Origin of the sequence: Streptomyces sp. KR80, from assembly GCF_052245555.1 — a bacterium.
In the GTDB taxonomy this organism is placed as follows: domain Bacteria; phylum Actinomycetota; class Actinomycetes; order Streptomycetales; family Streptomycetaceae; genus Streptomyces.
The window spans coordinates 668,023-688,994 of sequence record NZ_JBQQCD010000001.1 but is presented as its reverse complement, the minus strand read 5'-3'; the positions used below and the strand labels follow the sequence as shown (position 1 = coordinate 688,994).

General features: G+C 68.5%; 20 protein-coding genes, 1 tRNA gene and 1 pseudogene. 11 read left to right on the top strand and 11 right to left on the bottom strand.

Features of this window, described 5'->3' with window-relative positions:
• The first annotated feature begins 483 nt into the window (after positions 1 to 483).
• The 3 genes from ACTWQI_RS03065 (at position 484) to ACTWQI_RS03055 (ending at position 2,313) form a co-directional block, all read left to right on the top strand.
• Complete coding sequence (locus ACTWQI_RS03065) at positions 484 to 774, top strand: hypothetical protein (protein ID WP_443267103.1); 291 nt, start codon at positions 484 to 486, stop codon at positions 772 to 774.
• A 38-nt stretch (positions 775 to 812) separates the two neighbouring features.
• A complete protein-coding gene (locus ACTWQI_RS03060; RefSeq protein ID WP_443267101.1) occupies positions 813 to 1,301 on the top strand; it encodes a hypothetical protein in 489 nt (162 codons plus the stop codon).
• A gap of 640 nt (positions 1,302 to 1,941) precedes the next feature.
• Complete coding sequence (locus ACTWQI_RS03055) at positions 1,942 to 2,313, top strand: colicin immunity domain-containing protein (protein WP_443267099.1); 372 nt, start codon at positions 1,942 to 1,944, stop codon at positions 2,311 to 2,313.
• 54 nt (positions 2,314 to 2,367) lie between these two features.
• Here ACTWQI_RS03055 and ACTWQI_RS03050 read toward each other — a convergent pair.
• Positions 2,368 to 2,963, bottom strand: a pseudogene (locus ACTWQI_RS03050) (transposase family protein).
• 27 nt (positions 2,964 to 2,990) lie between these two features.
• On the bottom strand, positions 2,991 to 3,167 hold the full coding sequence (locus ACTWQI_RS03045; RefSeq protein WP_443267097.1) for a hypothetical protein: 177 nt from the start codon (positions 3,165 to 3,167) through the stop codon (positions 2,991 to 2,993).
• Positions 3,168 to 3,400: 233 nt separating this feature from the next.
• Between ACTWQI_RS03045 and ACTWQI_RS03040 the strand changes: the two genes are divergently transcribed.
• Positions 3,401 to 3,829 carry a VOC family protein gene (locus ACTWQI_RS03040; RefSeq protein WP_443267095.1) on the top strand — a complete coding sequence of 143 codons (429 nt, stop codon included), beginning with the start codon at positions 3,401 to 3,403 and terminating at the stop codon, positions 3,827 to 3,829.
• Between the two features lie 16 nt (positions 3,830 to 3,845).
• Here the strand turns inward: ACTWQI_RS03040 and ACTWQI_RS03035 are convergent, their stop codons facing one another.
• From ACTWQI_RS03035 to ACTWQI_RS03025, 3 genes are read right to left on the bottom strand one after another with little or no spacing between them, the layout of a single operon-like run.
• Positions 3,846 to 4,628 (bottom strand): transposase, encoded by a 783-nt coding sequence (locus tag ACTWQI_RS03035; RefSeq protein WP_443267094.1) that lies wholly within the window; start codon positions 4,626 to 4,628, stop codon positions 3,846 to 3,848.
• Between the two features lie 42 nt (positions 4,629 to 4,670).
• The gene (locus tag ACTWQI_RS03030) at positions 4,671 to 5,078 is read right to left on the bottom strand and encodes a hypothetical protein (RefSeq protein ID WP_443267092.1); all 408 of its coding nucleotides are present in this window, start codon (positions 5,076 to 5,078) and stop codon (positions 4,671 to 4,673) included.
• Between the two features lie 22 nt (positions 5,079 to 5,100).
• A complete protein-coding gene (locus tag ACTWQI_RS03025) occupies positions 5,101 to 5,343 on the bottom strand; it encodes a hypothetical protein (protein WP_443267091.1) in 243 nt (80 codons plus the stop codon).
• 709 nt (positions 5,344 to 6,052) lie between these two features.
• Between ACTWQI_RS03025 and ACTWQI_RS03020 the strand changes: the two genes are divergently transcribed.
• Positions 6,053 to 6,715, top strand: a complete 663-nt coding sequence (locus tag ACTWQI_RS03020; protein WP_443267088.1) for a hypothetical protein — start codon at positions 6,053 to 6,055, stop codon at positions 6,713 to 6,715.
• A gap of 3 nt (positions 6,716 to 6,718) precedes the next feature.
• Here ACTWQI_RS03020 and ACTWQI_RS03015 read toward each other — a convergent pair whose 3' ends face one another.
• Positions 6,719 to 7,048: a helix-turn-helix domain-containing protein gene (locus tag ACTWQI_RS03015; RefSeq protein ID WP_443267087.1), complete on the bottom strand. Its 330-nt coding sequence runs from the start codon at positions 7,046 to 7,048 to the stop codon at positions 6,719 to 6,721.
• Positions 7,049 to 7,580: 532 nt separating this feature from the next.
• Positions 7,581 to 7,653, bottom strand: a tRNA-Arg gene (locus ACTWQI_RS03010).
• Between the two features lie 276 nt (positions 7,654 to 7,929).
• On the opposite strand from ACTWQI_RS03010, the gene ACTWQI_RS03005 reads away from it, so the two are divergent.
• Together ACTWQI_RS03005 and ACTWQI_RS03000 are read left to right on the top strand one after the other, a co-directional pair.
• Positions 7,930 to 9,618 (top strand): dynamin family protein, encoded by a 1,689-nt coding sequence (locus ACTWQI_RS03005; protein ID WP_443267085.1) that lies wholly within the window; start codon positions 7,930 to 7,932, stop codon positions 9,616 to 9,618.
• Positions 9,619 to 9,827: 209 nt separating this feature from the next.
• The gene (locus ACTWQI_RS03000; RefSeq protein ID WP_443267188.1) at positions 9,828 to 11,894 is read left to right on the top strand and encodes a GTPase; all 2,067 of its coding nucleotides are present in this window, start codon (positions 9,828 to 9,830) and stop codon (positions 11,892 to 11,894) included.
• Between the two features lie 127 nt (positions 11,895 to 12,021).
• Here the strand turns inward: ACTWQI_RS03000 and ACTWQI_RS02995 are convergent, their stop codons facing one another.
• Entirely contained in the window at positions 12,022 to 12,162 is a 141-nt protein-coding gene (locus ACTWQI_RS02995; protein ID WP_443267082.1) for a hypothetical protein, read from the bottom strand.
• Positions 12,163 to 12,536: 374 nt separating this feature from the next.
• Between ACTWQI_RS02995 and ACTWQI_RS02990 the strand changes: the two genes are divergently transcribed.
• The 4 genes from ACTWQI_RS02990 (at position 12,537) to ACTWQI_RS02975 (ending at position 17,492) form a co-directional block, all read left to right on the top strand.
• Entirely contained in the window at positions 12,537 to 13,946 is a 1,410-nt protein-coding gene (locus ACTWQI_RS02990; protein WP_443267079.1) for an LAETG motif-containing sortase-dependent surface protein, read from the top strand.
• A 575-nt stretch (positions 13,947 to 14,521) separates the two neighbouring features.
• Positions 14,522 to 16,186, top strand: coding sequence for an energy-dependent translational throttle protein EttA (ettA, locus tag ACTWQI_RS02985; protein WP_443267078.1), 1,665 nt, complete (start codon positions 14,522 to 14,524; stop codon positions 16,184 to 16,186).
• Positions 16,187 to 16,191: 5 nt separating this feature from the next.
• Positions 16,192 to 16,701 (top strand): acyl-CoA thioesterase, encoded by a 510-nt coding sequence (locus tag ACTWQI_RS02980; RefSeq protein ID WP_443267076.1) that lies wholly within the window; start codon positions 16,192 to 16,194, stop codon positions 16,699 to 16,701.
• Positions 16,698 to 17,492: a hypothetical protein gene (locus ACTWQI_RS02975; protein WP_443267074.1), complete on the top strand. Its 795-nt coding sequence runs from the start codon at positions 16,698 to 16,700 to the stop codon at positions 17,490 to 17,492. Before ACTWQI_RS02980 ends, ACTWQI_RS02975 begins: the two co-directional genes overlap by 4 nt.
• A gap of 323 nt (positions 17,493 to 17,815) precedes the next feature.
• Here the strand turns inward: ACTWQI_RS02975 and ACTWQI_RS02970 are convergent, their stop codons facing one another.
• From ACTWQI_RS02970 to ACTWQI_RS02960, 3 genes are all read right to left on the bottom strand, one after another.
• Positions 17,816 to 19,207, bottom strand: coding sequence for a cytochrome P450 family protein (locus tag ACTWQI_RS02970; protein WP_443267073.1), 1,392 nt, complete (start codon positions 19,205 to 19,207; stop codon positions 17,816 to 17,818).
• A gap of 54 nt (positions 19,208 to 19,261) precedes the next feature.
• Positions 19,262 to 19,666 carry a globin gene (locus tag ACTWQI_RS02965; protein WP_443267071.1) on the bottom strand — a complete coding sequence of 135 codons (405 nt, stop codon included), beginning with the start codon at positions 19,664 to 19,666 and terminating at the stop codon, positions 19,262 to 19,264.
• 128 nt (positions 19,667 to 19,794) lie between these two features.
• The gene (locus tag ACTWQI_RS02960; RefSeq protein ID WP_443267069.1) at positions 19,795 to 20,970 is read right to left on the bottom strand and encodes an FHA domain-containing protein; all 1,176 of its coding nucleotides are present in this window, start codon (positions 20,968 to 20,970) and stop codon (positions 19,795 to 19,797) included.
• Positions 20,971 to 20,972: the final 2 nt, after the last annotated feature.

The following is a 20,972-nucleotide window of genomic DNA, read 5'->3' as shown; positions in this document are numbered from 1 at the left end:
GACCCGACCTGCTCCCATGCCGGGTCCCAGGCGGATCCCTATGGGATTTGCAAACACTGTCGAGTTTGAAGGGTTTGTATCACAGCTCAAATCGGGGCTCAAGGGGGCCGGGCTGGATGGCGTGACGCCCATTTTCCAGGGGAGTTCGGTGACCGGAAAGAGTTTCAGGACGGGGCGATCGTTCGGACCGCACAGCGACTTTGATGTGGCTTTGGCTGGCGCTGACCTGCTGACACACGCCAAGAAAGCAGGTGTTCCCCTGCGCTCGAATGGAACTCGCACTGGACCGCTCAAGGGGGCCGATCTAAGTAAGCTTGGCCTAAGCGATCTCCGTGCATCTCTTTCGGATTCCGCAAAGCGTGAGGTAAATTTCATGATCTACGGATCGGTGGAGGGTGCTGCGAGCCGAGCGCCGAGCATAATTGTTCGACCCTGAATGGATTGGATAAACCTATGCCTTCCTCTCGTTTTAGCTTGTATGGCATGAAGCGGCGCGGTATCGCCGATGTGGCCGAAATTCTCGCAGCCTCATTGGGTGTCGAGTTTGCTTTGAGGGAGAGTTCGTACAAGGGTGGAGAGTACTACCTTTATCAAGGTGCGGATGGGCTCGAGATCTCTATCGAGGCGCACTGGCGTGATGAGGACGGTATTCTTGCAGAGCCCGATTTCCCCCAGTTCTCGGTTCTTGTCTACGTGAACCATATCATTACAGGAATGGACGAAAAGCTAGCGGCGGTGGACGGACTGGAACTGCTTCGCTGTGAAGTAGTTTGAAGCACGCTCGTGGGACTCGTAAAAACGGATCGGAACCTATGACCCAGATCGCAACTACCTCCAGGAATGACGGATTCTCCATCCTGATGATCGACGATCCGGTCTCGGAGGAGGCGATCCCGTCGTGCTCCGAGGCTGTCGGCAGGATCAAGGTCGGCAGCTTCACGGAGACGTTCCTGATGGATCTGAGCTTCTGGACGGTGGATGAATACCGACGAAGCTGGGAGAGCGCTCTGAGGGAACTCGAACGCACCGAGAAGGCGACCTCCTGCCTCATTGCTTCGATCACCGATCCGGCAACCAGTAACTTCAATTCCTGCTGGCCGGTGTATCGAGTCGGAGACGTGGTCTACGTGCAGAGCTCGGTCATCTTCCTGGATGAGCTCGATGAACCGTTCGACCCGCAAGAGCCGCTGCGGTACGTAGAGCCTCACTGCTCAGTGGACGAGGACGGGAATCGCATCTCCGAGTGGACGACGAGCGCGTCCCAGGTGCGGCAGTTTCGTGAGTCCACCTGGGGCCCGTGAGTGCAGTGCAAGCGCAAATATGAAGCCCCGCCAGTACTCACTGGCGGGGCTTCTGTGCAGGCGTGTTGGCCCTGGAGGCGCGCGGCAGCAAGAGCCTGAAAGGGCTTGGAGGTGCCAAAAACGCGGACAATGTGGAGAATGCCAAGAGGTTTGCGGAAAGGCTCTGCTTTGAGTCTGCTAGCTCCCCCTTCCGTAAAGATGGCCTGCTCACCGATGACGCCATCAGAGATTCACGCCGGATCATTCCAGTGGAGAAAATTGGAAGTAAGCACCTACAGAAGGAGTTCGCCAAGCGGGGTGGCGCCTCACAGTGGGGCAAGTAATTTTCAAAGGGCCTGACGCGTTTGACCAGCGAACGGTCAAGGTGCGGGAGCCCCTCGAAGTGGGGGAGAGTATGAGGTCCTCGAGGTGTATGTCCAAGCTGATGGGCCAACTACCTTAGGGTTCAATTCTCGGAGGATGAGCTTCCATCCTTGTTCGATTCCCGCCTTCTTGAGATTCTCTCCTCGGATATCCCTGAAGCCTGGGATGTGCGGACGAGGGAGAGGGGTCGCTGACCATTGGCCCTCTGCATGGAGCCGTGTCGGTTTCTGGGAGGCGGCCATGGACGGGGAAGGGTGGGCTGTCTTGACCTGTCAAAGTGAAACCGAGGTGCGCCGTGGGGCGCGGGGCTGACTCTGCATGCGCGGCTCGGTCGGTATTGTCCGCAGATCGGACATGCCCCCTGAGCAAGCATATTTCGCTGGCCACCAGTCTGACCTCCGGGAAGATCAGTTTCCAGGAGTTTGAGTCGCAATTCTTGCGGCTCTTCAAGGAGGAGGATGCGCTGGCTCAAGAACACTTCACCGTACTGAACGAGCTGTTCTACGCGGTGGAGAGTTACGTAGCCGATGAATCCCTGCGCGAAGAGGGCGAGCTGTCGGACGAGCACCTACTCGATGCCGTGGTGCAGTTCCTTCGGCACAGCCGTCCGGGACCTGACGATCAGTTCCATCCGGATGCGCTTCCTTAAGGGCTGTCCCGTGATTGGTCTTCCGCCGTGCCGGTTGACCTGTCTGTATCTGCGTCACCCGGTGAGGGCGAGGTTGTGTAGGCGGGTGATGCCGAGCGTGGCGTGGTGGACACCGTCGCCTTTCAGGCGGCAGTGGCGGAGGATCTTCCAGCCCTTCAACCGCGCGAAGGCGTGCTCGACGGGGGCGCGGACCTGGCGGTGGGAGGCATTGTGCTCCTCTTTCCAGGCCGGGAGTTCGGCTTGGCCGCACTCGCGGCGGTGCGGGGTGACCACGCCGGTGGCCCGGTAGCCGCCGTCGGCGATCATGGTGGTGTGGCCGATGGCGTCCTTGGCGCCGGACAGCTCCCATGCCTTGCAGTAATCGACCTCGGACACGCTGGCGCCGTTGTTGCGGTTGCCGGGCACCGGCCGACAGATTCCAAACAACGGGGCCAGCTGCCGCAGAGTGAGATTGGTGCGCCAGTACGCCGTTACCAAGAGGACCCGGTCCTCCAGCGTCAGGCGCCAGGGGGTGCCCCCGCCGTATCTCGTCGGCACCCTCCCGCCTGAGCGCTGCCACCAGCTTGGCAAAGCAGCGCGGCTCAGCCCGGAGACAGGGTTATCCAGGACGGCTCCGAAGTCTGATCCCTCCAGCCATCGGATGATCGCAGGGGGTGCGCCCGGATCGCGGATGCCGATCAGCCGAGGAAGTCCTTCCAGAACGGAACGGACGCCTGCGGGTCCCACGATGCGTTCTCGTCGATCTCGCCGAACTCATGGTTGATGTAGTCGGCCAGGTCCTGGCCGTAGCAGATGATGTCGAAGCCCCACACTGAGAGAACCGGATGCCCCCATGCGCCGCGTCCGGTCGGCACAAACCGGTGGGCGTAAGGGTTGTCCCGTAACTGATCTTTGGGATGCGGGTGGTTGGGCAGGGCTGAATCCTGGGGCCCCCGGTGGGCTCCGCCACCAGGGTCGCGTCGTCCTCGTGGGCTGTCCGGTTTGATCACTTGATGTCCAAGATGGCCCAGGGCCTGACGGGGTTGCGGGCGGACCCCCCTGGGGAAGTGAGCGGCAGAGTCCCAAGTCCCCTTGGTACGGTGCACCGATGTCAGCGATCAAGAAGTTCCAAGTCACCTTTGACTGCGCAGAACCTGAGCGTCTCGCTCGTTTCTGGTGCGAGGTGTTGGGGTACGTCGTACCGCCGCCACCAGAGGAGTTTGCCACTTGGGATGATTTCAAGCGTTCGCAGCCACCTGAGCAGCGGGATTCATGGTTCGCCTGCATAGATCCCTCAGGTGTGGGCCCGCGGCTGTACTTCCAGCGCGTCCCCGAAGGGAAGACCGTCAAGAACCGGGTGCATCTTGATGTGCGGGTCGGCACCGGACTCGTGGGTAAAGAACGCCTCGCCGTACTTGAGGCCGAATGCGCACGACTGGTCCCGCTCGGCGCAGTACACGTGCGAACGCTGTATGACGGCAATGATTCGTGCATCCCGATGCTGGACATCGAGGGCAACGAGTTCTGTATCGACTGAGCGTATGGGGTGGGAGTCATCCCGTGAGGGCGAGGTTGTGCAGCCGGGCGATGCCGAGCATGGCGGTGTGAACGCCGTCGCCTTTCAGGCGGCAGTCGCGAAGGATCTTCCAGGACTTCATCCGCGTGAAGACGTGCTCGACGCGGGGCCGGACCTTGCGGTGGGCGGTGTTGTGCTCCTCCTTCCAAGCTGGCAGTTTGGTCTGGCCGCGTTCACGGCGGTGCGGGTTGAGCAGGCCGGTACCCCGGTAGCTGCCGTCCGCAATGACCGTGGCCCGACCGACGGCGGCCTTCGCACCGGAAAGTTCCCAAGCCTTGCAATCATTGCGGTTGCCTGTGACCGGCCGGCCGGCCGGCCGGCCGACGGCGACGACGAGTCGGGTGTCGGCGTCGATGACGACCTGGTGGTTGGTCGAGTACCGGTAGTTCTTCGACTGCTCGGCAACCGTATGATCCCGCGTGGGGACCAAGGTGCCATCGACGATCAGCACGGCGTCCTTACGGAACCGCTGACGGGGCTGAAGCGCGAGCGACGGTCCGAGGTGGCCGATGATGCGGTTAGCGGCCGACTTCGACACCCTGAACAGCGGGGCGAGCTGCCGCAGCGTCAAGTTCGTACGCCAGTAGGCCGCTACCAGCAAGATCCGGTCCTCCAAGGTCAGGCTCCACGGTCGGCCCTTGGGTACTGGGCTCGTACCTTCGCTCCGTATCGCAGTGACCAGCTTGCCGAACTGCCGGGGGCTCAGCCCGGTGAATGGGGTTATCCAGGATGGCTGCGACGCCATGATCAGACCAGGCACGGCAAGATCATGCCACCAAGATCAGCCGTTACGGGACAACCCTTAGACGGGAACGAGCGTCGGCATCTGGGCCAGTTTTTGCTCCGCCACAGCCAGCGCGTCCGACGACTTCGCGGGCCGCAGTCCCCACTCCGCGCTCCACCAACCGTTCCCGACGGCGTTCAACACACCTTGGACCGGCCAGTCAAGCCGGTAACAGAGGTCGGCAGGGTTGCCGTCACGCCAGTTGGGCCAGGGCTGCTCCCAGGTAGCTCCTTCCTCAGGCGGCGAGGCCACCGGTAGGCCGGCAGCCAGGAAGGCACGGTGATCCATGGTGAACTCAAAGCCGTAGGTGGCCTCGATGCGGCTGAACTCGGCGTCACTCAGGCCCGGCTCTATCTCGCAGCAGTCAAACTCCGCGAGACGACGGGCCGCTTCGGCTCCCAACGGGAACCCGTCACTGTCGATCACCCGGGTACCGTACACACCCTCCTCACGCGTCAGCCCATAACAGGTTGAGCAGGGTGTTCGGGCTCACCGGGCAGCACAGCATCCGGGCTAGGCGGGTGCCGGTCCGGCCAGCGAGCACCCGGCCGTTCGCCTCCAGCGTCGACTGCTGCAGGACACTGCGGCGTCCGTAGCGGAAGGTGAGCCCGCTGACCTGCTCGACGAAGGTCCGGCGGCCGCACAGCGGCATGTCGCACGGGAAGCGACGGACCGCCAGCCGTATCGTCACGGGCCGGCCTCCCACCGCCTGGTCTGCTATTCGCCGCTCGCACCGGTCGTGCACCCGGAGACCGTGCCACAGTCAGGACAGGCAGCGGAGTCGCCGCGGACATGGGCCGCGATCTCCTCCCCCGTCCCCACTTCGACGACATCCTCAATGACGACGCCGAACAGTCGCGGGAAGAGCTTGATGAGTACCCGATCACACCGCACGCCTGGTCAAAGATCGGGTTGACGCTCAGTCACGCCTCCCCGAAATGTGGATCAGAGCCATCTCAACTGGCCGCCGACAACCCCCATCAGCGCCGAGGAAGTGAGCACCAGGCAACGGCCTTCGTGAGGCACGAGCACAGGCACTGACAACAGCGTGCTGGATCAGTGAGACAGATTCTCCGAAGCACCGATTCCGCTCAGCATGCCGGTGAGATCATCTCTCGGTAATCACGGCGGCTCTCTGCGTAGAGGTCGTCGTGTGACTGCACGTTGCACCGCGAGAGGGCTCACCCTTCCGCGGTCTCGTGGATGGTTCTCGTCGCTGTTCCATGATCGGTAGGGCCTGTATGAGCTGGTGTGAGTCACCGACATTCTTGAACTGGGTCTTACCCGCCCTGCTGAGCTCATCAGTGGCCTGGGTCTGCCTGGTGCGGCGGTACCACGGGAAGGGCCGCCTCCTGGGCACTCACCGGTCCACGTGGCACTCCGTAGCCATGCTGGGAGCCATGGCAGGGGTCGCCCTTGTCCTGCTCATCCTGCTGCCGGTGCTGGGCAAGGTGCCGCCCATCGCTGTCGGGGTGGCCACGGGAACAGGGGTGATCGGCCGCGGGCGCGTCCAAGCGGATACGACCAAGCCGTTCGTCGCCGTCCTCACCCTCGGGACGGCACATCTCCTCGAGCGGCTTGAGGAGTGCATGGCGACCGACTGCGCTGACTGGGCCGACTCGGTGATGACCGGCTTCAAAGACATCAGCCAGATGCAGATCTTCGCCTACTCGGTGATGGTCCATACCCTTGCCCGCCAGTCCAACAAGAGCAGGCGGAAGGCGGTGGACGCATGCTACGAGGAGGCGGACACGGCCTTCACGCGTGCCATCACCACAGAGTCACAGATCGGGGAGGCATGCCGCGTCCCGGCTTCCGACGCCCTTCCCGAACCGCGACGACCTCGTACGGTCGCTGAGGACGTGGAGAGTCGCAGAGCTTGGGGAGAAGCCGAATTCAGTTGCAAGCTTCTGCTCCAGCAGGCCTATCTGTACGGTCGGCGCTCGGATGACCGCGCCCTGCTGACCCTGCGGGACGAAGTGCTGGCGTCCGTAAGCCATCAGTCAGCGCCGTTGCCCACTCAGTCACGCCGGGTCAAGCGGACCCGAGGGCACCGACGCTAGACGTCATAACGGTGAGGTGACCTCGTCGGCGAGGTGTGACGAGGCGCCGCTGCCGACCTGGCAGCCGGTCGGCGGCTGCGGGAGGTCGAAGAACCGGATCTCGACACATGCGTCCAGCGCTGCCGCAACGCTCGCTAAGGAACGCACCGTGAGGTTCGCGTCGCCGGACATCATTTGACTGACCCTCCCTGGGCTGACCCCCATGAGCTTCGCCAACTCAGAGCGGGACAGGCCTCTTGCCGCCAGTAGGCCAGCCAGCGACGTTGCTGCTTGCCGCGCCAGGCGGCTGGCAGGTAACTCGGCACTGTCCTCGCCACGTGTCAGGAATGGCATGGCTCAACCCCCAGATCATCTTGGGCAACACGCCCTGCAGACAGCATGCCACCTTTAGCTCAAACTAAAAGTGCAAATGACTGCAGTGACAGCAACTTGACGTACCATCAGCCAACTGCGGCCAGCCCTGAGCAGCGGGAAGGCCCGACCAACCGGGCCAGGGACGATGGAAGGATTCACCCCGACGGCGGTGGCCTGGGGTGGGCGGGGGCGGCGAGCGGTTCCAGCCGGAGGGGAGGGCTCCCGGGGCAGGTCTCTCGAGCAATGTGTCGAGGGTGCGGACCGGAGGACGCCTTGTCCAGACCACTTCGTAGAGGGTGGCGGGCGTGCTAACTGGAGTTCACCCCCTATGACTCGAACCTGCGGCGGCTCCCAAAGGCGCCAGCAAGGCTGCGGCAGGGGCGTCTACCTGCGGTGATGCCCGTCAGGACATGAGCAATCTCCTGGCTCACTGCCCTTAAGCTGCGTCACAGGAATTCCATCGGTAGGGTCCATGACGGCTCTGACCTGCGGAAACGCAGCCCAGGGCTCGTGCCCCCGGCAGGACTCGAACCTGCGGCCAAGCGCTTAGAAGGCGCCTGCTCTATCCGCTGAGCTACGGGGGCCGGATGGTGGCCATGGTGGCCGGGACAAGGATAGGGCTCCGTGTGCCTCGTCCCGGTTGCTTCACCTCCGTAACACGTTGTGGAGGTTCGGTGAAGCGGTCCCGATAATCGCAGGCAGGTGCGAATTCTGCATCGGTTTTCGCGCCACTGGCGACGGGTGTTGTGCACTCGTTATGCCTGAGACCCGAGGGTCGCAGTGGCACCTCGCCGCTCCAGGCGGCACGCAGAGGGCGTCATACGCTTCAAAATAACTCCAAAATTGGGCATTCTTCGCATGTGGCGACCTTGGACGTACGGCCCCAGCTGCTCGACGCACTGTCCGCACTGCGCGACAGTGTCGCCGCCGCACGCTTTCCGCTGGCCCTTGAGGGAGCGGCCCGTGCCCGTCGCAATCGATCCGAACTGCTGGCGCAGCTCGACGACTACCTCCTCCCCCGGCTGCACGCCCCAGAAGCTCCGCTTCTCGCCGTCATCGGCGGATCCACCGGCGCCGGCAAGTCCACGCTGGTCAACTCCCTCGCGGGCCGCCAGGTCAGCGCGGCCGGAGTGCTGCGCCCCACGACCCGTACCCCCGTACTCGTCTGCCACCCCGACGATCACCACTGGTTCGCCGGGCAGCGGGTGCTGCCGCGCCTCACCCGGGTGTGGAAGCCGTACCGGGACGACCTCCGTGCGCCCGGTCACGACCTCGTGGACCTCGTGCAGGGCCCGTACGGCGACGGCTACGACGAGGAGTACGACGGGTGCGACGCCGAGACAGGCGGCGGACCGACCGGGGAGCCGCCCCCGCTGCGTATCGAGACCGCCGACACCTTCCCGCCCGGCCTCGCCCTCCTCGACGCCCCCGACATCGACTCCCTCGTCGCCCGCAACCGCGATCTCGCCGCCGAGCTGCTCTGCGCCGCAGACGTGTGGGTGCTGGTCACCACCGCGACCCGGTACGCCGATGCCGTGCCCTGGCATCTGCTGCGCGCGGCCAAGGAGTACGACGCCACCTTGGTGACCGTCCTCGACCGAGTCCCGCACCAGGTCGTCTCCGACGTCTCGCGGCAGTACGGCGCGCTGCTCGACAAGGCCGGACTGGGGGAGGTACCCCGGTTCACCATCCCAGAGCTGCCCGAGTCCGCCGCCTCGGGCAGCGGCCTGCTGCCCGCCAGCGCCGTGGCACGCTTGCGCGACTGGCTCGTCCAGCACGCCCAGGACCCGGTCGCCCGCCGTGCCGCCGCGGCCCGTACGGCGGGTGGCGTGCTCACCTCGCTGAACGCCCGGCTGCCCGCGCTGGCCGCCGACGCCGCCGCCCAGCACGCCGCCGCTCTGCGGCTGGCGCACTGCGTGGAGGATGGGTACATCGGCGCGGTCGGGCGGGTACGGCGCGAGATCGCGGCCGGAGGGGTGCTCGCGGGCAGCGCTCTCACCCGCTGGCGCGGTTATCCCCAGGACAGCGGCGCCGGGGAGTTCCTCGACGCCCTTGCCGACAGTTTCACGGCGCTGCTGTGCTGCGCGGTCGCGGATGCCGACGAGCGCACCGAGCAGGCCTGGCGGCGCGACCGTGCGGGAGAGAGCGCGTACGAGCCGGAGAGCGCCCCTGGCGAGGGCTTCGCCGACCGTACGGGGATCGCCGTACGGCACTGGCGGCGCTGCCTGGAGGAGCTCGCCGACGAGGAAGTGCGCGGACTTGAACGCTCGACCGGCGTGGACGCCGACCGGATCGCCGTCGATCTGGCCGTGGTGCTGCTGGGGGGCGACCGTGGCCGGGTGGCGGGGGAGAGGCTCGCCGAGACGCTTGGCGCGCAGGGAGCGGTACGGCTGCGTGACCGGGGGACGGACCTGCTGACCGGATGTCTGGTCCGCGTCCTGAAAGGCGAGCGCGACCGGCGGCTGGCTCCGCTCGATGCCCTCGAAGCGACCCCGGACCAGCAGGTCTCACTGATCGCCGCGCTGTCCGTACTGAAGAAGGAGAGGTGACCGCGGTGACATCCGCCGCCACCGGCCGGCCCGGCGACCCAGGGCAGTCCCACAGCGCCGAGCAGGTCGGGGACGACGCGTGGGACGCGGACCCTGGCTGGGACACGGACCGCCGCTTGAACACACACCCCGGCTGGGATACGGACCGCGGTTGGGACACGGACCCGGGGCGGGAGAGGACAGGGCGGGAGAGGGACACAGGGCGGTGGATGGACGCCCGGTGGGAGACGGGCCGAGCCGACGTCTCCGAGGCCGCGCCCCTGGAGTACGGGGCCGCCGGGCCCATCGCAGGGCAGCAGCCGGGACATTCCGGTGGGCCGCCTCCCGTTCCCCCTTTGGTCTCGCCGGGAGCGACGGACGGTTTCGAGAGCGCCGACGGCGCCCATGCGGTGGAAGGGCGCCCGGGGGAGGCGTACGGAGACATCGGCGCGCCCGCGGGCGAACCGCTTTCGGAGGAGGACCCGGTCTGGGACGACGGCCTGATCGCGCGACGGGCGCGGGACTCCGCCGACACCGCTTTCTACCGCGCCGCCCTGCGGCCAGACGGTACGGGCCCCGGGGCGGGCGCCGCTCTGTGGGACGGCGACCGGAGCCCTGCCCCGGCCGCTCCCGAGACCATCACGGGCACGCGCGCGTACGCACGGTCGACCCGTACGGGGTTGAGCCGCTCCCTCGGGGAGCGGCTTACGGCGATGCGTGAACTCGTCGGGCTGTCCCGCACCCGGCTGGACACGGACACCCTCGCCGAGGCGACCCGGGTCCTGGAAGAGGCCACCGCCCGGCATCGGCTCTCGCTCGACCACACCGTCGTCGCCATCGCCGGAGCTTCCGGCAGCGGGAAGTCCACGCTGTTCAACGCCTTGGCCGGAGGCCCTCTCTCCGAGGCGGGCGTACGTCGGCCGACCACCTCGGCGCCTCTCGCCTGCACCTGGTCGGAGGGTGCGGACGGACTGCTCGACCGGCTGGGCATCCCGCCCCGCCTGCGCCGCCGGCCCCAGCGCTCGTACGACATCGCACTGGACGGCCTCGTCCTCATCGACCTGCCCGACCACGACTCCGCCGTCACCGGGCGCCGCGAGCAGGTGGACCGGCTGCTCGGGCTGGTCGACGCCGTGGTGTGGGTCGTCGACCCCGAGAAGTACGCGGACGCGGTGCTGCACGAACGCTATCTGCGGCCCCTCGCCGGATACTCCGAGGTCACCTTTGTGGTCCTCAACCAGATCGACCGCCTGCCCGGGGACGCCACCGACCAGGTGCTTGATCATCTGCGGCGGCTGCTGGACGAGGACGGAATCGCGCTCGGGGAGCACGGTGAGCCGGGGGCCACCGTCCTGCCCGTATCGGCTCTTACGGGTACGGGCGTCACGGAACTCCGCACCGAGCTGGGCCGTTTCATCTCCGAGGGCCGTGCCGCCGAGCGCAGGCTCGTCGCGGACGTCGACGGGGCGGCCGAGGGGCTGCGGCCGGTCTGCCTGGCCGAGGGGCGCACGGGGTTGTCCGAACAGGCCCGCGCGGACTTCGAGGACCGGCTCGCCGACGCTGTGGGTGCGGTGGCCGCCGGGGAGGCGGCGGAGCGCGAGTGGCTGCGGTACGCGGAGCGGGCTTGTGGTGCGCCCTGGGCGCAGCTGCGGCGTTGGCGCGAGGCGAGGCGTGCGCCGGAGCCCGTCCCGGAGACGCCGGGCCCCGGGCCCGACGGTCCCTTGGGCGGCATCGCGGCGGGGGACGCACCGAGCACCGCCCGCGCCATGGTGGAACAGGCCGTACGGACGCTGGGCGACGAGGCGTCGGCCGGGCTGCCGGACGCCTGGGCGCAGGCGGTGCGCGAGGCAGCGGTACGGGGCGCGGAGCGGCTGCCCGGCGTGCTGGACGAGGCGGCGGCGATCCAGGCGGCGGGGACGGCGCGGCCCGCCCGGCCCGGTTGGTGGTCGGTTGCGTCGGCCGTCCAGGGGCTGCTGTTCGTGCTCCAAGTCTTCGGCGCGATCTGGCTGGTGGGGACGGTGCTGAGCGGGCCCGACAACGACTGGCTGCCGGCCGCTCTGGTCATGGCGGTCGGCGTGGTGGGCGGACCGGTGCTCGCGTGGTTCTGCCAGTCTGCGGCGCGCGGTCCGGCGAGGCGGTACGGGCAGGAGGCGGAGTCGCGGTTGCGGGGCGCGGCGGCGTCCTGCGGACGGGCTCGCGTGCTGGAGCCGGTGGCCGCGGAGTTGCTGCGCTATCGAGAGGTACGGGACCAGTACGTGATCGCGGCGGGCGGTCCCGCACACGCCACGCTCCTGTAGGCGCTGATCCGTCAGGCTCTGGAGCGCCGGGGGGCTGCCGTCCACTCGCGCCACGTTCCTGGGGCCGGGTCATGGGGTGTGGCGGGCCAGGCCGACGGCAAACCCCCGGGAAGATTGGCGGAGTTGTTCACACCCGTGCCCCTGTCCACAGGTCCTGGCGACCACCTGCGGTGGCGTGCAGCATGGAGCCCGGGAGCAGCGAGCGGTCCTGGGCCGGCGAGTGGCCTGTGCGCAGGGTGGGGGAGGCGGTCCTGATGGGTGGGAGCACGGTGACGATGGTGGGGTACGGCCGCGTTGGTGCCGTGCGGCGGCCGCCCCACTTTGATCCGGCTGACTCGCCGCGTCTCAAACCGCCTGGGGCGTCTAGGAGTTGTGAACCGATACAGCATCAAATGGCGTGCATGGACGGCAAAATGCGGATCCTAGCGCCGAATCGGCCAGGTTTGACGTGAGGATTTGTCGATAATCCCAGGTCAGGTGGGGCCTGACGATAACGATTCCGATTCGGATCGGTTGTCGCAGGTGCTTGATGGGGGACGGGGTAGCGCTTTCTTTCTAGGATCCGGTCCTACTGACTGACGGGGGCACTTGAGTTTCACGCGAGGCGTACACCCAGGGACGCTTCGCCCGGAGGGGACATTCATGATTTCTGTACGCAGGCGCGGCTCTGCCCGCCTCGTCGCCGCAGTGCTGGCCTCCGGCCTGTTCGCGGCAGGTGCGATAGCTGCCGCCGGGCCGGCTGTCGCCGACGACACCGTCCCGAACCAGGGCGGTGCCACAGCCACGCTCGATGGCCTGAAGACCTTTCACCAGGCGGTCATCAGCCATGAGGGTGGCAAGAAGCAGAAGGTCGGCGCCGGGCTCTTCGAGATGACCGTCGACGGCGGCGGCACCCTGCAGACGTACTGCATCGACATCCACAACCCGACGCAGAAGAAGGCCAAGTACCAGGAGAAGCCCTGGAGCGAGACCTCGCTGCACAACAACGCCGATGCGGGCAAGATCCGATGGGTCCTGCAGAACTCCTACCCGCAGGTGAACAACCTCACCAAGCTCGCGGCGGCAGCCGGGTCCGGCGCACTCACCGAGAGGACCGCGGCCGCCGGCACCCAGGTCGCGATCTGGCGGTTCTCGGACCAGGCAGAGGTCGAGGCCGTCGACCCCGCGGCGGAGAAGCTCGCCGACTACCTCGAGGAGAAGGCCCAGGACCTCGCGGAGCCGAAGGCGTCGCTGACCCTCGAACCGCCCGCCGTCTCCGGGAAGTCCGGCGACCGGCTCGGCCCGGTCAAGGTCAGCACCGACGCGGCCAACGTCACGGTCACCCCCGCCCCGGTGGGCGAGGCGGCCGGAGTCAAGGTCGTCGGTAAGAACGGCAAGCCGGTCACCAGCGCCGTCAACGGCACGGAGCTGTTCTTCGACGTACCGACCGGCACTCCCGACGGCTCGACCTCGCTGACCGTGCAGGCCACCACCACCGTCCCGGTCGGCCGGGCCTTCGCCAGCGAGACCAAGAGCCAGACCCAGATCCTCGCGGGTTCCAGCGACTCCACCGTCTCGGCAACCGCCACCGCGAACTGGGCGAAGAAGGGCGCGGTCCCGGCCGTCTCCGCCGAGAAGAACTGCGCGGAGGGCGGCGTGGACATCACCGCCTCCAACATGGGCGACGAGCCGTTCACCTTCGAGCTGGGGGGCGACAAGCACACCGTCGCGGCAGGCAAGTCCGAGACCATCACGGTCCCGGTGAAGGAGGACCAGGCCTACGACTTCACGATCACCGGTCCGAACGGCTTCAAGGAGAACTTCACCGGCGTCCTCGACTGCAAGACGGCCGAGACGCCCGGTGGCAGCACCGACGAGCCCTCCCCCGAGACGACCCCGGCCACGGCGGGCGGTTCGACCGGTGGTGAAGGTGGAGGCGAGGACGACCTTGCCGAGACCGGCAGCAGCAGCGCCACCCCGGTGATCGCGGGCATCGCCATCGCGCTGGTCGCCCTCGGCGGCGGCACGGTCTTCTTCGTCCGGAAGCGGAAGACGACCACGGCGGGCGAGTAACGCTCGGGCCGCCACTGCGGTCACCTCTCGCGGCGCATCCCTCCGCACACAGTGACGAGGGCCGGACCACCTTCGGGGTCCGGCCCTCCCGCGTTCCGATCTCCGCGCCCGCCCCCTCGCCCTCGCCCGGCCTTGCTCGCGCCGTACCGCCGTCCCGCGCGCCCGCGCAGCCGCTCGGGCACCGAGCGTGGCCGCGAGCATGCCCAGCCGCCGAGCGCTGCTGGGCCAGACTTCGCACGCAAGCGCATACCCGTACGCCCCGGCTGCGGCCCTTCCGCCGGCCCTCGGCCTGGCGGCCGGGCCCCGCATGAGCCTCCAGAGTCGTGCGCATGACGAGGCGCTTCGGCGGCTGCGGGGCGGTCAGACAGGGAGTCCCGCGTACCCCGGGGCCGTCTCTGAGCCGTGCGAGGGTGGACGAGGGTGACGAACGATGACAGGTGACAACGGGACCGGTCCGGGCCGACAGCAGGTCAGGGCCTCATGATTGGCCCGTGAGGTACTCGTTTTCTTCGTGAGGTGGACGTCAGGCAAGATGGGGTGTATCTGCCCACTCATCGATTGCCGGACGGTTTCTCTTGGCTGAGTTCATCTACACCATGCGCAAGGCGCGCAAAGCGCACGGCGACAAGGTGATCCTCGACGACGTCACACTGAGCTTCCTGCCCGGGGCGAAGATCGGTGTCGTCGGACCGAACGGCGCCGGAAAGTCCACCGTCCTGAAGATCATGGCGGGGATCGAGCAGCCGTCGAACGGCGACGCCGTCCTCACGCCGGGTTACAGCGTCGGCATTCTGCTCCAGGAGCCGCCGCTCAACGAGTCCAAGACCGTGCTGGAGAACGTCCAGGAAGGTGTCGCCGACACCATCGCGAAGGTCAAGCGGTTCAACGAGATCGCCGAGCAGATGGCGACCGACTACTCCGACGCACTGCTCGAGGAGATGGGCAAGCTGCAGGAGGACCTGGATCACGCGAACGCCTGGGACCTCGACACCCAGCTCGAACAGGCCATGGACGCCCTCGGCTGCCCGCCGAGCGACTGGCCCGTCACCAACCTCTCCGGTGGTGAGCGCCGCCGCGTCGCGCTCTGCAGGTTGCTCCTCGAGGCCCCCGACCTGCTGCTGCTCGACGAGCCCACGAACCACCTGGACGCCGAGTCCGTCCAGTGGCTGGAGCAGCACCTCGCGAAGTACTCCGGCACCGTCGTCGCCGTCACCCACGACCGCTACTTCCTCGACAACGTCGCCGAGTGGATTCTCGAGCTGGACCGCGGTCGCGCCCACCCGTACGAGGGCAACTACTCCACGTACCTGGACAAGAAAGCCTCCCGCCTCAAGGTCGAGGGCCAGAAGGACGCCAAGCGCGCCAAGCGCCTGAAGGAAGAGCTGGAGTGGGTCCGCTCCAACGCCAAGGGCCGTCAGGCCAAGTCCAAGGCGCGTCTGACCCGCTACGAGGAGATGGCTGCCGAGGCGGAGAAGACCCGGAAGCTGGACTTCGAGGAGATCCAGATCCCGCCGGGCCCGCGCCTGGGCAACGTCGTGGTCGAGGTGGAGAACCTCTCCAAGGCCTTCGGGGAGAAGGTCCTCATCGACGATCTGTCGTTCACCCTGCCGCGCAATGGCATCGTCGGGGTGATCGGGCCGAACGGCGCCGGCAAGACCACCCTGTTCAAGATGATCCAGGGCCTGGAGCAGCCGGACGGCGGCAAGATCAAGGTCGGTGAGACCGTCAAGATCGCCTACGTCGACCAGGCCCGCGCCAACATCGATCCGAAGAAGACGCTGTGGGCCGTCGTCTCCGACGAGCTGGACTACATCAACGTCGGCCAGGTCGAGATGCCCTCGCGGGCGTACGTGTCCGCGTTCGGCTTCAAGGGCCCGGACCAGCAGAAGCCGGCCGGAGTCCTCTCCGGCGGTGAGCGCAACCGCCTCAACCTCGCGCTGACCCTCAAGCAGGGCGGCAACCTGCTGCTCCTCGACGAGCCGACCAACGACCTCGACGTTGAGACCCTGTCCTCGCTGGAGAACGCGCTGCTGGAGTTCCCCGGCTGCGCCGTGGTCGTCTCCCACGACCGCTGGTTCCTCGACCGCGTCGCCACCCACATCCTCGCCTACGAGGGCGACTCCAAGTGGTTCTGGTTCGAGGGCAACTTCGAGTCGTACGAGAAGAACAAGATCGAGCGGCTCGGCCCGGACGCGGCCCGTCCGCACCGCGCCACGTACAAGAAGCTGACCCGGGGCTGAGGCGCGTGCGGCACATCTACTCCTGCCCGCTGCGCTGGTCGGACATGGACGCGTTCGGCCACGTGAACAACGTGGTCTTCCTCCGCTATCTGGAGGAGGCGCGCATCGACTTCATGTTCCGGTTGCGCTCGGGGCTTGGGGTCTCCCCAGCGGAGCGAGGGAAAGGCAGCACGTCCTTCACGGGCGGGTCCGTGGTCGCCCGCCACGAGATCGACTACCTACGCCCGCTGGTCCACCGGCACGCGCCGGTCACCGTCGAGACCTGGGTGACGAAGATCGGCGCGGCCTCGCTCACGCTCGCGTACGAGGTCAAGGACGAGGAGCAGGTCTACGTCCGCGCCACGACGATCGTCGTGCCGTACAACCTGGCGGAAGGCCGTCCGCGGCGCATCACCGGCGAGGAGCGGGGCTTCCTCGAGCGGTACTTCGACGACGGCGCGGTGGGCGGCGGGGCGGATGGCGTTCCCGACGAGGACGCTCCCGGCGAGCGCGCGGAGGAGGCCGTCGCCGTATGACGGCGCTGTGCTTCGCCGATGCCGGGGAGGCGGCGGACGTCGCCGCCTTCCTGGCCCGGCTGCTCCACTACGACCGCCGCTCCGCCGTGCGGCTGCAGGACGGCGGCCGGGTTCTCGCGGTGTTCGGCCGCCCGGCGTCGTTCGAGGTGCTGGCCATCCGTACGGCCCGGCTCGCCACGGTGGTTGCTCCGCGCGGGCAGGAGGGTTCGGTGGGGCTGGATGTCACGGTCTCGGCCGGACAGCTCGCCGACGCGATCGACGCGGCGCGGACCACGGCCGAGGGGCCGGAGGCCCCGGCCGTGACCGTCACCCTCCCGGAGCCGGTGACCGGCCCTCCCTGGGCAGGGGTCCTTCCGCCGCGCCGCGGCTGGGAGCGCGTCGAAGGGCTGCCGTCGACGGCGGACGTACGAGGTGCGGTGGGCGCTGCCGTGGCCGAGTTCCGTCTCCGGACCGAGGCCCTTCCGGAGCAGCGCCGCACACGCGCCGAACTGGACCGGATCGGTCGCGAGATCTGGTCCCGCACGCTGGGCGACACCGAACTTCCGCTGCGCGCGGTCCATGCGGCGCAGTCGCTGGGCTTTCTGCGCCCGCTGCCCGCCGGGGCGGCAGCCGCCCGTACCGCGGCCGCGCCGGGCCCGCGCGGCAACGGCTCGGTGACGGCGCTCGCGTCGCCCCCGCCGGAACCGCTCGCGCTCCTCGCCGTCGGCCGCTGGCTGCGCCTGCGCACTCCGTACGGCTCCATCGCCGTGCGCCGTGCGGGACAGCAGGGTCTGACCGTCACACCTGCGTGAGCTCGGCCCCTTCCGCCGGCATCCGGCAGGCCCCGCACGGTTGTTGAACCCCCACTGCCCACGCACCCGGGGCCTCAAGCGGCCCCGGGTCCTGGTCGTCATTGGCGACTGGGCGCCGGTCGCCGAGTCGTCGCCGATCGGCGCGCTGGGATGGGCGACCGTGCCGCTTCTACGGACGCCTGATCGTGATCATGGACCTGCGACGTCGTAGGGTCCGACCGCGGTGGTCGGACGTACCGGTCGGACGCCTCGCGGCCTGCGCGCTGGGTCCGGTACGGCTCCACCGGCGTTCCGCGCGGCGAGAGTCAGTCCGGCAGGGGGCGTCATCCCTGCCCGGGTGACTCCGTCACCCGGATCGGTAGGCGCCGGGGGCCGCGGACCAACAGGCCGGGACGGTAGGGGAGTTCCTCCGGGCGCGCCGCCAGCCGGAGGCCGGGGAGGGCGGCGAACAGCATCGGCAGGGCGATCTCGGCCTCCAGGCGCGCCAGCCGGGAGCCCACGCAGAAGTGCGGGCCGTGGCCGAAGGCGACATGGGCCGCGGCCCGCCGGTGCGAGGGTGAGGCCGCCCGGTCGCCGGGCCCCTCGGGGGCGTAGCGGCCCGGCCGGAAGGCGTCCGGCTCGGCGAAGTGGCACGGGTCGCGATTGGCCGCGGCGAGCACCGCGAGGACCGACGCACCCGCCGGTACGACCGTGCCCGCGCCCAGGTCCACATCCTCCGTCGTACGCCGCCAGGTCGTGCCTTCCAGCGGGCTCGCATGCCGCAGTGCCTCCTCCACCACCGCCGGCCAGCGGGAAGGGTCCCGCTCCGCCGCGGCCAGCTCCTCCGGGTGGGTGAGCAACAGCAGCACTGCCGAGGCCAGCAGGTTCATCGTCGTCTCGTAGCCCGCGAAGAGCAGCAGGAAGGCCATGGCGAGCAACTCGCCGTCGTCCAGGCCGCCTTCGGTCGCGTCGTGCACGAGTGCGCTGAAGAGGTCCTCGCCGGGCGCCCGCCGCTTGTCGGCGATCAGGGCGGTGAAGTAGCCGTACAGCCGCGTCCAGGCCTCGTCGACCTCGCCCTCTTCCAGCGCGTCGGCCGGGGAACCGACCCGGTACGTCCACTCCCGCAGATCGCCGCGGTCCGACTCCGGCACCCCCAGAACCTCACCGATGACCAGCACCGGCAGCGGGAACGCGAAGGCGTCGACCAGATCCGCCGAGCCGTCCCGCTCCAGCCGCGCCGCCAGGTCCTGTACGAGTCCGGCCGTCAGCTTCTCGATCCGCGGCCGGAGCGCATCGACCCGGCGCGGGGTGAAGGCGGCGGCGGTCAGCCGGCGCAGCCGGGTGTGGTCGGGGGCGTCGGAGTTGAGCATGTGGCGGGCGAGGCAGGCCCTGGCGCGCTGCGCAGGGGAGTCGGCCTTGGGGCGGCCCGCGCTCTGCGGCGGCACGTTCGAGAAGCGCGGGTCGGAGAGCACCGCGCGCGTTTGCGCATAGCCGGTGACCAGCCAGGCGTGCGTACCGTTGGCCAGCTCGACGCGGGTCGCGGGTCCCTCGGAGCGCAGCGCGGCGTAGTGCGGATACGGGTCGCGGGCGAAGGCCTCATCCGCCGGGTCGAGGACCGGGTCGAGGACCGGCCTGTCGAGAGCCGGTGGGCTGAGGACCGCCGGATCGAGGGCCGCCGGGCCGAGGTGGGACGCCCGGTCGGGAGCCGCGGAATCGGGAGCTGCTGGGTCGTGCACGCGCCCATCCTGACAGCAGGCGGGACAGCGCCCGCCGGGTGGGGGCCCCGCCCGTCACTCCGCCGTATTGATCATGGAAGCGGCGGCGTAGGTGAGGTAGTCCCAGAGCTGCTTCTCGAGCTCCGGTTGCAGGTCGAGCTCGTCCACCGCTGCCCGCATGTGGCGCAGCCACGCGTCGTGGGCCGCCCGGTTCACCGGGAACGGCGCGTGCCGCATCCGCAGCCGCGGGTGCCCGCGGTTGTCGCTGTAGGTACGCGGCCCGCCCCAGTACTGGATGAGGAAGAGCGTCAGCCGCTCCTCGGCCGGTCCGAGATCCTCCTCCGGGTACATCGGCCGCAGCAGCGGGTCCTCCGCAACCCCTTGGTAGAAGCGGTGCACCAGCTTGCGGAAGGTCGGCTCCCCGCCGATCAGCTCGTAGAAGGTCTGCTCCTGCAGCGTGCCCCGTGGAATCTCAGTCACGTCCCCCATGGTCTCAGACGCACCGGCCGAGTCCCTCAGCTACCGCTGGAAGCGCCCCGGGGGCGTAGGACCCGCCCCGGCTGCCCGGCGACGATGCGGGTCCGCCCGGCTCTCGGCCGGACAGGGGCTTAGCCCCGCCGGACGGTGATCGTGGTCCAGGCGCCGACGTGGACGCGGTCACCGTCCTGCAGCGGGATCGGAACGAACGGCTGGATCGGGTCCTCGCCTCCGTTGATCGTCGTGCCGTTGGTGGAGTTCTGGTCGACCACGCACCAGATGCCGTCGGGCTGCTGGACGAGCATCGCGTGCTGGTGGGAAACCCCTGGGTCCTCCGGCGGGCGGGAAAGGTCGATGTCCGGGGACTCACCGGTGCTGTTGCGCCGGCGTCCGATGGTCACCTGGCCACCGGTGAGCGGGTGCTGCTGCTCCGGGGAGTACGCCGGGAGGTTCAGGCCCGCGGCCTCCGGTCCGCTGCGGCCCATCATCGCCTGGAAGTACGTACGGTCCGGGGCGACGACCGCGACCCACCCCGCCGGGGTCTGAGCGTGCTGCTGCGGCGGTGGTTGCTGGTGCTGCTGGCTTTGGGGCTGATGAGGCACATGGGGTGCTTGAGCCTGGTGCTTGTGCTGGTGCTGGTGCTGGTGCTGGTGCTGCTGTGCCGGTGGCGCCACGTTCCAGTCGTCCTGACCTCCTCCGAAGGAGGGGGCGGGAGGGGACTGCGGAAATCCCTGAGGCGGAATCCCCTGGGGAGGCTGGTGCGCAGGACCGGGCTGCTGCGGAGCGAGTGGCTCCGCCGGGCGGTTCATCTGGGACGGGCGCGAGCCCTGGTAGTCGTACCCCTGAGGGGGCTGCGGAGCCTGCGGGGATTGCTGCTGCGGCTGCGGTGGCTGCTGCGACTGCTGGAAGCCGGGCGGCAACGGGACACCCGACGATGGCGGGGAGGCTTGGGCGTGTGGTGGGACCGAGGTCGGGGAGTGCATCAGGAAGTTGTACCGGCACTGCTCGCAGAACGGCGCCTGGGCCTCGCGCGGCGTACGGCACTGCGGGCACAGCTCCGCCTGGGCGCTGGCGTTCGGATCGTAGAGGCCGGGAGGGCCAGGGAGCCCTCCGTGGCCGGGCGGCTGGTTGGGGCCCGGGTACCCGTAGCCTCCGGGCGCCTGGGCCGGGGCCCCCGGTCCACCCGGAAACGGGGGCGGCGGTGGCGGGGGCGGAACGGCACCGGCAGAGGCTCCGGCTATCGGGTGTCCACAGACCTCGCACCAGTCAGCCGAACCCGACTGGTGTCCGTTCGGGCAGGTCGGCATGT

Bases quoted from the DNA above. Each gene is read 5' to 3' on its own strand.
- ACTWQI_RS02960 (WP_443267069.1), bottom strand. From the start codon at position 20,970: ATGCCGACCTGCCCGAACGGACACCAGTCGGGTTCGGCTGACTGGTGC.
- ACTWQI_RS03040 (WP_443267095.1), top strand. From the start codon at position 3,401: ATGTCAGCGATCAAGAAGTTCCAAGTCACCTTTGACTGCGCAGAACCT.
- ACTWQI_RS03065 (WP_443267103.1), top strand. From the start codon at position 484: ATGAAGCGGCGCGGTATCGCCGATGTGGCCGAAATTCTCGCAGCCTCA.
- ACTWQI_RS03015 (WP_443267087.1), bottom strand. From the start codon at position 7,048: ATGCCATTCCTGACACGTGGCGAGGACAGTGCCGAGTTACCTGCCAGC.
- ACTWQI_RS03060 (WP_443267101.1), top strand. From the start codon at position 813: ATGACCCAGATCGCAACTACCTCCAGGAATGACGGATTCTCCATCCTG.
- ACTWQI_RS02975 (WP_443267074.1), top strand. From the start codon at position 16,698: ATGACGGCGCTGTGCTTCGCCGATGCCGGGGAGGCGGCGGACGTCGCC.
- ACTWQI_RS03000 (WP_443267188.1), top strand. From the start codon at position 9,828: ATGGACGCCCGGTGGGAGACGGGCCGAGCCGACGTCTCCGAGGCCGCG.
- ACTWQI_RS03020 (WP_443267088.1), top strand. From the start codon at position 6,053: ATGGCAGGGGTCGCCCTTGTCCTGCTCATCCTGCTGCCGGTGCTGGGC.
- ACTWQI_RS02990 (WP_443267079.1), top strand. From the start codon at position 12,537: ATGATTTCTGTACGCAGGCGCGGCTCTGCCCGCCTCGTCGCCGCAGTG.